This window comes from Macrococcus hajekii (genome assembly GCF_004359505.1).
GTDB lineage: Bacteria > Bacillota > Bacilli > Staphylococcales > Staphylococcaceae > Macrococcus > Macrococcus hajekii.
Genome location: NZ_SCWE01000003.1, coordinates 37,440 through 50,061, shown reverse-complemented (window position 1 = coordinate 50,061; position 12,622 = coordinate 37,440). Strand labels below are relative to the sequence as shown.

Below are 12,622 nucleotides of genomic sequence, written 5' to 3'. Positions count from 1 at the left end.
AAGGGGGACTTATCATGAAAAAGTGGTTACTCGGAACAACATTGGCGGCTGCTGTAACGCTTGCTGCATGTGGCAATGGTGCTGAAGAAACAAAAACTGCTGAAAATAATAGCGATCCAGGATTGACTGCCTATCAGCAGAATTCTTGTGTGGGTTGTCACGGTAAGAATCTGGAAGGGGCCAGTGGTCCTAATCTGATGAAGGTCGGTGCTAAATATTCAAAAGATGAAATTAAAAACATCATCGAAAAGGGTAAAGGCAATATGCCTAAAGGGCAGGCCCAAGGCGAAGATGTTGATAAGATTGCCGATTATTTGAGCAAGCTAAAGTAATATTAATTTTACATGAAGAATGAAGCAATACTATTTCAATGTTGATTCCTCTATGCTATATTTATATCAAATTTGTGAAATATGAATTTGATATAAGGGCTGGGGGAATTATTTTATAATGAAAAAAATGGTGTTATCAGTTTGTTTAGTCTCTACTCTCGCAGGGTCAGGACTTTCAACAGTCCACGCCGATGAAAAAGTAAAAGAAGGTTACTACGAAGTTAAAAAAGGCGACACGTTACTTGAAGTTGCTGATAAATTCGATATCTCTACTTTAAGATTAAAAAAATGGAATGACTTAACGACCAATAAGTTGAAACCGGGTCAAAAACTCGTTGTTTCAGCTGAGAGAGCAGATGCTTCTCATGCTATTAATGTCATGCTTAAGCCAGGTGTAGAAGCGGTAAAAGATTCAACCTCAGTTGAGTCAGCACCCGTTGAACCCGCAGCAGTCGAAGCACCATCAATTGAAGAAGTAACTTCAGAAGCGCCAGTCGTTTCCACTGAAACGCCGGTCGACACAGAAGCATTTTCTCCTACTGAGCCGGTTGTTGAGAGCGCAGTTGAAACACCTGTTATTCAAGCCCATGAAGCAGAATTTAATCAGATCAATGTAGCTGACTATAATACCCAGCAGGACTATTCACTGCTACCAGTTAGTGAACCTGCTGATACAGCAGTGGTCTCTACAGTTAAAAAACCTGCTGCAAATCATATTGCACAAGTGGCGAGACAAGTGGCAGTCGGAAAATCTTACGTCTATGGTGCAAACTCAGCAACACAAGTAGATTGTTCTTCATTTGTCCAACAAGTCTTTCAGGTGATGGGTAAAAAGATGCCAAGAACGACTTACGATCAGATTGCAATAGGGGCACGTGTAACCGATCCTCAGCCGGGAGATCTGGTATTCTTTAATGATGCAAGTCATGTAGGGATCTATATAGGTAATGGCCAGATGATTGACGCGCTTAATCCGACGGAAGGAATTAAGCAACGAGCAGTCAGCTATATTGACGGCACAGTAACGGGTTATTATCGTTATTAAAAAAGACAGCACATGCTGTCTTTTTTTATTATCATACATTTGTATGTCAGATGTTATATATTAAGTAACAGTTTTATTACGCTTAAGTAACAACAATTCCCCCCGAAATTTTATATGCTATTATCATTTTAATAATAAAACGTCGGGGGAACAATTAAGTGAAAAAAGTCATGCTATCCATTTTAACGTTACTTATGTTATTAACTATTTCTACTTCTGTCGAACAGCCAACTGCTAAAGCTTACTCTAATCCTATTCAATATAAAGCAACAAATTATTATACTTGGGGAAGCTGTGCGTATTATGCGTTTAATCGTCGGGCACAGTTAGGTCGATATGTGTCAAATCAATGGGGCAATGCAAAATACTGGGCCTATAACGCATCACGTAGCGGATATACAGTTAGTCGTACACCTGTTAAAGGCGCTGTGATGGTATCGCAGGCGGGTTACTATGGTCATGTCGCTGTTGTTGAGAACAAATATTCTAATGGCAGTATCCAGGTTTCTGAAATGAACTATCCACGTCAAGGTGTTAAGACTTACCGTACTTTAACTAAAACACAAGCAAGTTATTATCAATATATATATTAATCATTTCAAAATAGATAAACATTTGTTTATCTATTTTTTTTAGTTTTCTTGCTATAATAAGAGAAATCAAGAGGAGGTCTCTCATGAAAAGAATAGTCATGTTATTGCTCAGCGGCCTGTTTATTATACTTGCTGCCTACAGTATCTGGCAGGTGTTAGGGCATGACTCGGCCCGACTAAAAGTAAGTGGACAGCCGCATTATGTCAATGGACGAGATATTAGCGGTGTGGAAGTACAGACATTGGAGGGTCATCCTCAACTATTGAAGTCAGAATTAACGGGTGATATTAATATCATTAATTTCTGGGCATCGTGGTGCGAGCCATGCAATAAAGAAATGCCGGAACTGGTGCATTATAATGATATAAAACCTAATCATATTAAGTTAATCGGGCTGAATGTGCAGGATGATCAAAAAAATCGTCAAGCTTTTCTCAAGAAATATGATGTCGATTATCCTGTTGTTGTTGGATCAGAACAGCTGCTGAAGCAATACAAAATCTATAATATTCCTACGACAATATTTGTTGATAAAGAAGGAAGAGTACTCACTACTTATATGGGTGAACTGAACCAGGAGAAACTTGAGAAATTGATAGAGCAAGTTGAAGAAAAATTGTGAGAGTCTTATACTTTAATTATTCAGAAACATCTGTGTATGATTCAAGTAAGCTGAAGAATCAGATGGATGAAGAACAAGGTGGTAAAAATTACTTATGATCTGGTATGTACTTGCCTCATTTCTACCTGCTGTGATGGTCATGATTTTCAGCATGATAGTCAAAAATAAATATACAGGATTGATGTTAGCCACAATTGTAATAGGGGTATCGGTCTATAAAGGTTTTTTTCATTCTGAAATGATCGTATTCCTGGATACGATTTCCCTGATACTCGGTTATTTTGCGGTGGATCAGTTGAAGCTGCATCACTGAAATCTGGAGCACGGAAACTCACTCTTTGAGGGTGAATCCGTGTTTCTTTATGTTGATAAACTATACTGATGTACGAACGGATGTTTGTATTTTTTGATGAATATTTGATAAAATAAAGAGGTTAAGGAGGGATAAGATGGAACAGCATCCATTTAAATTAAAGTCAGAGTTTGAGCCCGCAGGTGATCAGCCGGCAGCGATTAATAAATTAGTTGCAGGTGTTAAAGCTGGCAAGCGTTATCAGACACTTCTTGGAGCAACGGGAACAGGAAAAACGTTCACCATGAGTAATATCATTCAGCAAGTCGGTAAACCGACTTTAATTATTGCCCACAATAAAACACTTGCAGGGCAACTTTATAGCGAATTTAAAGAGTTTTTCCCGGATAACCGCGTTGAATATTTTGTCAGTTACTATGATTATTATCAACCTGAAGCTTATGTCCCTTCGACTGATACTTTTATTGAAAAGGATGCTTCCATCAATGATGAAATCGATAAACTCCGACATTCAGCAACAAGTGCACTATTCGAACGGAATGATGTCATCATTATCGCCTCAGTCAGCTGTATTTATGGTCTCGGTAATCCCGAAGAATATAAAGATATGGTGGTCAGTATGCGTACGGGCATGGAGCTGGATCGTAATGCGCTTCTTAGAAAATTAGTAGATATCCAGTATACCCGTAACGATATAGACTTTCAGCGTGGCACATTCCGTGTCAGAGGCGATGTAGTCGAGATTTTTCCAGCCTCTCGCGATGAACAGTGTGTCCGTGTTGAGTTTTTTGGCGATGAAATAGAACGTATTCGTGAAATTAACTATTTAACAGGAGAAGTACTGAAAGAGCGTGAGCACTTTGCGATTTTTCCTGCAAGTCACTTCGTTACGCGTGAAGAGAAAATGAAAGTAGCCATTGAGCGTATCGAAAAAGAGCTTGAAGAGCAGCTTAAAGTTTTCCGGACTGAGAACAAGCTTTTAGAGGCGCAGCGACTTGAGCAGCGGACTAACTATGATATCGAAATGATGCGTGAGATGGGCTTCTGTTCAGGTATTGAGAACTACTCGGTTCATCTGACGCTTCGCCCTAAAGGTTCTACTCCTTATACACTTCTTGATTATTTCGGGGATGACTGGCTGATTATGGTCGATGAATCACACGTCAGCTTACCCCAGGTCCGAGGTATGTATAACGGAGACCAGGCACGTAAGAAAGTGCTGGTTGATCATGGTTTCAGATTGCCGAGCGCACTGGATAACCGGCCGCTTAAATTTGATGAGTTCGAAGAAAAAGCTCAGCAGTTCATCTATGTATCAGCGACACCAGGACCTTTTGAAATAGAACATACAGATGAAATGGTAGAACAGATCATCCGTCCAACAGGATTACTTGATCCGGTTATTGAAGTCAGACCTTCCCAGCATCAGATTGATGACATGATGGAAGAGATACGCCTACGAATAGAACGGAAAGAACGTGTGCTCATTACGACTTTAACCAAAAAAATGAGTGAAGATTTGACAGCCTACCTTAAAGAGTCAGGCATTAAAGTGAATTATTTGCACTCTGAAATCAAGACGCTTGAACGGACAGAAATTATCAGAGATCTGCGGTTAGGGGTCTACGATGTTCTGATCGGTATTAACTTGCTGCGTGAAGGGCTGGATATTCCTGAGGTTTCATTAATCACCATTCTGGATGCAGATAAAGAAGGCTTTTTACGCTCGGAACGTTCTCTTATTCAGACGATTGGACGTGCTGCGCGTAACGAAAATGGGAAGGTCATCATGTATGCAGATAAAATTACTGATTCGATGCGTACAGCGATTGATGAAACGCAGCGTCGTCGTGATATTCAGGAAGCTCATAATAAAGAGCATGGTATTACACCGACAACGATTCATAAGAAAATCCGTGATGTAATCAGCGCTACTGTAGAGACGGATGAGACAGATGCTAAGCCAAAAGCAAAGAAAAAATTGACCAAAAAAGAACGTGCAACGCGAATCGAACAAATCGAGCACGAGATGAAGGAAGCAGCAAAAGCACTCGATTTCGAGCGTGCGACAGAGCTGCGTGATATTTTATTTGAACTGAAAGCTGAAGGGTGAAATGATGAAAAATAAAGAGATTGTAGTAAAAGGAGCAAGAGCCCATAACTTAAAAGATGTTGATATAACGATTCCTCGCGATAAGCTGATTGTCATGACAGGTTTATCCGGTTCAGGCAAATCAAGTCTTGCATTCGATACGATTTATGCAGAGGGACAGCGACGCTACGTAGAATCACTTAGTGCTTATGCCAGACAGTTTCTCGGACAGATGGATAAACCTGATGTAGATACAATTGAAGGATTATCACCGGCCATTTCCATTGATCAGAAGACAACAAGTAATAACCCGCGAAGTACCGTTTCAACTGTTACTGAAATCTACGACTATTTACGTCTCCTATTCGCACGTATTGGAACACCATATTGTCCGATTCACAATATTAAAATTGAATCTCAGACGATTCAGCAGATGGTCGACCGTGTGATGGAACTTGAAGAACGGACAAAAATTCAGGTGCTGGCACCTATCATCTCGGGTCGTAAAGGCGAGCATAAGAAACTGATCGAAGATATCGGTAAAAAAGGCTATGCACGTCTGCGCATCGATGGTGAGATGGTAGAAATAGGCGATGATATTCAGTTGAACAAAAACAGCAATCACGACATCGATGTCATCATTGACCGACTTGTTGTGAAGCCGAATATCGAAAGCCGTCTGGCCGACTCACTGCAGAATGCTCTTGAACTTGCAGAAGGTAATGTGATTATAGAGGTAATAGGCGAGAAAGAGATAAAATTCTCGGAGAATCATTCCTGCCCTAACTGTGGTTTTTCGATTGATGAACTGGAGCCTCGTATGTTCTCGTTCAACAGTCCTTTTGGTGCCTGTCCAAGCTGTGATGGGCTAGGAACTAAATTATCTGTGGATGTCAGTCTGGTTGTTCCAGATGAATCATTAAGCTTGGCTGATGGTGCCTTACTCCCATGGCAGCCTATTAGTTCTGATTACTATCCTACGCTCCTCAGACAGACGGCTAAGCATTTTAAAATTGATATGAAAAAACCATTCAGCAAGCTGACTAAAAAAGAACGGAATATTATTCTCTATGGTTCTGACGAACAGATTACTTATCGCTTCAGACAGGACAATGGGGTCAGTCGCTCACGTACGATGGCTTATGAAGGCGTGATGAATAACATTGACCGTCGCTTTCATGAGAGTCCGTCAGAATACACACGTGAACAGATGAGAAAATATATGACAGAAGAAGTATGTGCAACTTGTGAAGGTTATCGTCTGAATGAGCAGGCGATGGCTGTTAAGATTAACGGGGAACATATTGGACAGGTCGTCAAGCGTTCTATTGGTCAAGCACTTAAATATTATGAAGAAATTGAACTGACTGAAAAAGAACAAGTTATCTCAAAAATGATCATTAAAGAAATAACAGCACGTCTGTCCTTTCTCAATAATGTAGGCCTCGAATATCTGACAATGGATCGACGAGCAGGTACTTTGTCGGGCGGGGAAGCACAGCGTATCCGTCTTGCGACACAGATTGGTTCACAGCTGACAGGTGTGCTCTATATTCTGGATGAGCCATCGATTGGACTTCATCAACGTGACAATGATCGATTGATTGCTTCACTTGAATCTATGAGAGACCTTGGCAATACACTGATTGTAGTTGAGCACGATGAAGATACGATGCTTGCGGCAGACTATCTGATAGATATCGGACCTGGGGCGGGTGTTCACGGCGGACAGATTGTAGCAGCGGGGACTCCAAAGCAGGTTATGAAGAACAGCAAGTCATTAACTGGTCAGTACTTAAGCGGTAAAAAACAGATTGATCTGCCTGAATCAAGACGACAGCCGGATGGTCGCTACATTAAAGTACGGGGTGCAAGAAGTAATAATCTTAAAAACGTTGATGTTGATATTCCGCTGGGTATGATGACAGTAGTGACAGGTGTTTCTGGTTCAGGTAAAAGTACGCTGGTCAACGATGTTCTCTATAAAGGACTGGCGCAGGAAATCTATAAGACGAAAGCTAAACCAGGCCCACATGACTCAATTGAAGGCGTGGAATTAATCGATAAGATTATCGATATCGATCAGTCGCCGATTGGACGTACACCACGTTCAAACCCTGCAACATATACGGGTGTATTCGATGACATTCGTGAACTCTTCAGTCAGACGAATGAAGCCAAATTAAGAGGATATCAGAAAGGTCGCTTTAGTTTTAATGTGAAAGGCGGTCGCTGTGAAGCGTGTAAAGGCGACGGTATCATTAAGATTGAAATGCACTTCCTGCCGGATGTATATGTGCCGTGTGAAGTATGTGACGGTAAACGCTATAACCGTGAGACGTTAGAGGTGACTTATAAAGATAAAAGTATCGCTGATATTCTCGATATGACAGTTGAAGATGGCTATCATTTCTTTGAAAATCATCCTAAAATCAGTCGCAAGCTTAAAACGATTGTAGATGTCGGATTGGGATATGTATCACTTGGACAACCTGCGACCACTTTATCAGGTGGCGAAGCACAACGTGTCAAGCTAGCTTCCGAGCTGCATAGACGTTCGAACGGTAAGACACTCTATATTCTGGACGAGCCGACGACAGGTCTGCATGTAGATGATATTTCACGTCTCTTAAAAGTGCTGCATCAATTGGTTGATAACGGAGATACCGTTATTATTATTGAGCATAACCTGGATGTCATTAAAACAGCTGATCATATCATTGACCTTGGACCAGAAGGTGGAGAAGGTGGAGGCACTATTATTGCTGAGGGAACACCTGAGATGATAATGGAAGAACCTGCATCATATACAGGTCAGTATTTGAAAAAAGCAGTACAACGGATGAAAAAATAAATTCAAAGTCTGAGACATTAGTCAATTTCCTTCTATATTTTTATGCTGGAAATGATGATTTAATTCTCAGACTTTTTGTTTGATTGTAATTCAGTATGAAGTTCATTAAAATTAAATCATGGAGGATTAATATGATGCATAGTGCTGATTTACAGAAAAAATTTAATTTTAAATTGATAGCCGGCGAGGCGGGGCTGAATCGTCCCATCAACAATACAGATTTATCGAGACCAGGACTTGAGATGGCTGGCTATTTTTCTCATTACTCATCTGACCGTATACAGATATTAGGTACGACAGAAACATCTTTTTTTGAAATGTTAAGTAAGGAAGATAAAGCAGAGCGCATGAATAAACTATGCCGTAAAGAAACACCGTGTATTATCATTGCAAGAGGCATTACGCCGCCTGATGAACTAATCGATGCATGTAATCGTAAGGACACACCTCTTTTCACGAGTGAAGATGCGACTACTAATCTGATCAGCAGACTGACGAGCTATTTGGAGACACAGCTGGCGCCAGTAACGAGTCTGCACGGTGTCCTCGTGGATGTGTACGGTATTGGTGTATTGATCACAGGTGACTCAGGAGTAGGTAAAAGTGAGACCGCACTGGAACTTGTGAAACGAGGCCATCGCCTTGTAGCTGATGATAATGTGGAGATTAAGGAAGTCTCGCGCAATGTGCTGATGGGCAGTCCGCCGAAGCTTATTGAGCATCTCCTCGAAATCAGAGGACTGGGTATTATTAATATTATGACATTATTTGGAGCAGGGTCTATTCTGCCGGAAAAACGTGTTATGCTTAATATCAATCTCGAGACATGGGACCGTAATAAAATGTACGACCGCGTGGGTCTAGTAGAAGAGACATTAGCTATTCTTGATTCTGAGATCACTAAAAAGACGATACCAGTCAAACCGGGTCGTAACCTAGCGGTCATTATTGAGGTAGCTGCGATGAACTATCGTCTGAACAAAATGGGTGTCAATACAGCAGAAGAATTTACGAATCGTCTGAACGCTCAAATTAAAAATCAATCACTGAAGGAGAACTAACATGTTATCAACTATTGATCCTATTGCTTTTCATCTCGGTTCATGGCCGGTTCGCTGGTACGGTATTATTATCGCCGCGGGTATACTGCTCGGCTTTCTTGTCGCTAACCGTGAAGCTAAAAAACACGGCATGGATGAAGAAGATCTGATTGACCTGATAGTCTGGCCGATTATTATCGGGATTATCTGTGCCCGACTTTATTATGTTGGTTTTGAATGGTCATATTATAAAGAACATTTAGCTGAAATTCCGATGATCATGAATGGGGGCATTGCCATTCATGGAGGGCTCATCGGTGCACTGACAACTGGTTATTTCCTGATCAGAAGAAAGGGTCGCTCGTTCTTCCATGTGGCGGATATCGTTGCACCGAGTATCATACTTGCGCAGTCGATTGGCCGCTGGGGTAACTTCATGAATCAGGAAGCACATGGCGGTCCAGTTACACGCTCATTTCTTGAGAATCTGATGCTGCCTGACTGGATTATCAATCATATGAAGATTGATGGTAACTATTACCATCCGACGTTCCTATATGAATCCTTATGGAGTCTGCTTGGTTTTATTATTCTGATTTTGCTGAGAAAACACTTGAAAATCGGACAGACTTTCCTTCTCTATACTATCTGGTATTCCATCGGCCGTTTCTTCGTGGAGGGTCTGAGAACGGATAGTCTGATGCTGACAGAACATCTGCGTATCGCGCAGGTGATCTCCATTGTCATTATTACAATTAGTCTCATCGTATGGATTTATAGAGAAGTTAAATACCGTCTGCCTCAGTATAAAGAGGTAGATCATGTGTTAGGAAGTCATGATGAGACGTACAGAACGTTATAAAGTTAAGGGGCCGAATCCCCTCTGGCATGTCTATCAAATTCTTCCCTTTGGCCGCACAGCAATTAATACTGTATTGATTGAAATCGGCCGCTTCTGCCCTTCTATGCCTTTTAAGAGAAAGCTGTATGGATTAACAGGAATGAAGATTGGCGACGAGACATCCATCGCCTATAAAGTGACACCTGATATTATGTATCCACATAAAATAACGATTGGCCGCAACTGCGTCATTGGCTTCAATGCGACAATTCTCTGTCACGAATATTTAGTTGATGAGTATCGTCTTGGGGAAGTAGTGATCGGTAATGAAGTGCTGATTGGTGCACAGGCACTTATACTGCCGGGCGTGACGATAGGAGATAGAGCAGTGGTGGGTGCGAATACGGTGGTCACAAAAGATGTTCCCCCGAATACATTTGCATACGGTAATCCGATGCAGATTAGAGAGTAGGAGTCATGATGAACGACAAACTTGTCAGCATACCTGTTGATGCAGAGAGTTACGTAAGGATCGCTGAAAAAAAGATGCGGCAGCAGCTTTATAGTGAAGCTATTCCTTATTTCAAGCATGCAATGACAATGAAAGATGCACAGGATTATACATTGCAACTGGCTGACTGTCTAGTTAAATCAGGAAAAACAGAACAAGGCATTCAGTTATTATTCGAAAAAATTATTCAGGAAGAAGATTTTGCTGACTATTTCTATCGTTTAAGCCTGATATACACAGATATTCGAGAGCCGAATAAGGCATTTCTGTACGGCCTCTATTACGTTCAGCTGACAGATGATCAGAATTATTTTGATAAGTTAACGACTACATTTGAAGTAAGTTATTCAAGCCGGGAAGCGGTAGAGGTTGAAAGTATGCTCTATGTTGCGCAGCAGCTCTTTCAATATTTATTCTCCCATGACCGTATCAATGAATCGATAGACTGGCTGAATAGTCAGCCGCTTGAGATACAGGAACGGAAGGAAATGCGCAATTTAAAAGCGATGGCTTACTTATTCGATAGCAGATACAACGAAGCGGAGGCTATCCTTGAGCAGCTCCTCAATGAAGATGAAACAGATATTCATGCACTGTGTCACTATACACTGCTGCTCTATAATACGCAGCAGCATAATAAGTATGCTCATTATTTACAGAGACTGAATAAGTTACATCCTATCAATGAAGATGAGTCATTTAAACTGGGTATTGTTCTTAGTTTCCTTAAACAATATGAAGCGTCACAACAGCTGCTCCTTCCTATCTATAAGAAGCGTCAGATGAATAATGCACAATTGTTTCATGCGATGAGCTTTAATTATCATGCGCTCGGCTACGTTAAAGAGTCGGAAGAGATGTGGAAAAAACTGCAGCGGATTGCAGCATCGGATGCGCCAAGTCCGAAGCAGGTCAGTCAGATTACTGATTCCATCACAACTGAAATATTACCGCTATTGTCCAGTGAAGATCGTTATGCAAGGCTGATCGGAATATTCAAGCTATCTCAGCTTCCTCATAAGGAAACAGTCATCACGAAAGAACTGTGGGAAGAGCTTGAACACATGGGAGATTATGAAAAACTTTATCTATCCTATATCTTCAATAAACTTCAACTGGTCAAACTTGATTTTATACATCAAGGGCTGGTGCTTCTGGCCGAGCAAGATGCTTCAACAGAACTTGCGTTAAACTGGATTGATAAAGCGCATGCCCTTATTGAACTGAAGGAAATCAAAGAAGTGACAGCTTATGCAGCAGCGTGTTACTATCTGTACCGAAAATCAGAACAGCCGCTGTCGCTGGAAAAATGCTCGGTACTTTTTTCAGTGTCCAAGTATCGATTGAATAAGGCGCTCCAGTATTATAAGCAAAATAATATTTAAAACGATGAATATAGTATATTCTTAAAGTACTGAATGAGATATTAAGGAGGATATTATGAGTGAACAAAAACAATACGATGTAATTATTATTGGAGCAGGTCCTGCAGGGATGACTGCAGGTCTCTATGCAGCACGTGCTAATCTATCTGTAGTAATGGTAGAGCGAGGTATGCCAGGGGGACAGATGGCGAATACAAATGATGTAGAGAACTTCCCTGGATTCGATTTAATAACAGGCCCGGATTTATCTACGAAAATGTTTCAGCACGCACAGAAATTCGGTGCAGAATATGCATACGGTGATATCAAGAGCATACGTGTAGAAGGCGATCATAAAATCGTCTCACTCGGAGACAAAGAACTTGTCGGTAAAGCTGTGATTATTGCGACTGGTGCAGAATACAAAAAAATCGGTGTGCCGGGTGAAACAGAACTCGGTGGACGTGGCGTATCATACTGTGCAGTCTGTGATGGCGCATTCTTCAAACAGAAAAATCTGATCGTTATCGGTGGTGGAGACTCTGCTGTAGAAGAAGGTGTCTACTTAACTAAATTTGCAGACAAAGTAACGATTGTTCACCGTCGCGATGAATTACGTGCTCAAAAGATTCTACAGGAACGTGCATTTAAAAATGAAAAAGTTGATTTCATCTGGAATTCAACATTAAAAGAAATCAATGAGAAAGATGGCAAAGTAGGTAGCGTTACTCTGGTTGATAAAGAAGGGAATGAGTCTGAAGTACAGGCTGATGGTGTCTTTATTTATATCGGTATGCAGCCACTGACAGCACCTTTCATTGATCTGGGTATCACGAACGAAGCAGGTTATATCGTTACGAATGAACAGATGGAGACAGCTATTCCTGGTATTTACGCAGCAGGTGATGTTCGTGTCAAAACACTGCGTCAGATTGTAACAGCTACAGGTGATGGTAGTATCGCTGCTCAAAATGCCCAGCATTATATAGAAGTACTGAACGACAAGTAGTCAAT

The 12,622-nt window shown here is 41.1% G+C and carries 12 protein-coding genes; all 12 read left to right on the top strand.

From position 1 onward, the window contains the following. Nucleotides 1-14 precede the first annotated feature (14 nt). The 12 genes from cccB to trxB all read left to right on the top strand — a co-directional run bounded on the left by cccB (nucleotide 15) and on the right by trxB (nucleotide 12,617). The gene (gene cccB / locus ERX37_RS08210; protein ID WP_133430190.1) at nucleotides 15-332 is read left to right on the top strand and encodes a cytochrome c551; all 318 of its coding nucleotides are present in this window, start codon (nucleotides 15-17) and stop codon (nucleotides 330-332) included. 118 nt (nucleotides 333-450) lie between these two features. Beyond that, nucleotides 451-1,377 (top strand): C40 family peptidase, encoded by a 927-nt coding sequence (locus tag ERX37_RS08205; protein WP_133430189.1) that lies wholly within the window; start codon nucleotides 451-453, stop codon nucleotides 1,375-1,377. Between the two features lie 158 nt (nucleotides 1,378-1,535). Continuing rightward, nucleotides 1,536-1,970 (top strand): CHAP domain-containing protein, encoded by a 435-nt coding sequence (locus ERX37_RS08200; protein ID WP_229713097.1) that lies wholly within the window; start codon nucleotides 1,536-1,538, stop codon nucleotides 1,968-1,970. 83 nt (nucleotides 1,971-2,053) lie between these two features. Then, complete coding sequence (locus tag ERX37_RS08195) at nucleotides 2,054-2,593, top strand: TlpA family protein disulfide reductase (RefSeq protein ID WP_133430188.1); 540 nt, start codon at nucleotides 2,054-2,056, stop codon at nucleotides 2,591-2,593. A gap of 94 nt (nucleotides 2,594-2,687) precedes the next feature. Further along, on the top strand, nucleotides 2,688-2,906 hold the full coding sequence (locus ERX37_RS08190) for a DUF2198 family protein (RefSeq protein WP_133430187.1): 219 nt from the start codon (nucleotides 2,688-2,690) through the stop codon (nucleotides 2,904-2,906). Nucleotides 2,907-3,042: 136 nt separating this feature from the next. Further along, nucleotides 3,043-5,019: an excinuclease ABC subunit UvrB gene (gene uvrB, locus ERX37_RS08185; RefSeq protein ID WP_133430186.1), complete on the top strand. Its 1,977-nt coding sequence runs from the start codon at nucleotides 3,043-3,045 to the stop codon at nucleotides 5,017-5,019. A gap of 4 nt (nucleotides 5,020-5,023) precedes the next feature. Further along, entirely contained in the window at nucleotides 5,024-7,852 is a 2,829-nt protein-coding gene (gene uvrA, locus ERX37_RS08180) for an excinuclease ABC subunit UvrA (RefSeq protein WP_133430185.1), read from the top strand. 131 nt (nucleotides 7,853-7,983) lie between these two features. Beyond that, nucleotides 7,984-8,913: an HPr(Ser) kinase/phosphatase gene (gene hprK / locus ERX37_RS08175; protein ID WP_133430184.1), complete on the top strand. Its 930-nt coding sequence runs from the start codon at nucleotides 7,984-7,986 to the stop codon at nucleotides 8,911-8,913. 1 nt (nucleotide 8,914) lies between these two features. Then, nucleotides 8,915-9,754 carry a prolipoprotein diacylglyceryl transferase gene (gene lgt / locus ERX37_RS08170; RefSeq protein ID WP_133430183.1) on the top strand — a complete coding sequence of 280 codons (840 nt, stop codon included), beginning with the start codon at nucleotides 8,915-8,917 and terminating at the stop codon, nucleotides 9,752-9,754. Further along, nucleotides 9,732-10,205: an acyltransferase gene (locus ERX37_RS08165; RefSeq protein WP_133430182.1), complete on the top strand. Its 474-nt coding sequence runs from the start codon at nucleotides 9,732-9,734 to the stop codon at nucleotides 10,203-10,205. Before lgt ends, ERX37_RS08165 begins: the two co-directional genes overlap by 23 nt. 5 nt (nucleotides 10,206-10,210) lie before the next feature. Next, nucleotides 10,211-11,629: a tetratricopeptide repeat protein gene (locus tag ERX37_RS08160; RefSeq protein ID WP_188352330.1), complete on the top strand. Its 1,419-nt coding sequence runs from the start codon at nucleotides 10,211-10,213 to the stop codon at nucleotides 11,627-11,629. Between the two features lie 55 nt (nucleotides 11,630-11,684). Continuing rightward, nucleotides 11,685-12,617, top strand: a complete 933-nt coding sequence (gene trxB / locus ERX37_RS08155; protein ID WP_133430180.1) for a thioredoxin-disulfide reductase — start codon at nucleotides 11,685-11,687, stop codon at nucleotides 12,615-12,617. Nucleotides 12,618-12,622 lie beyond the last annotated feature (5 nt).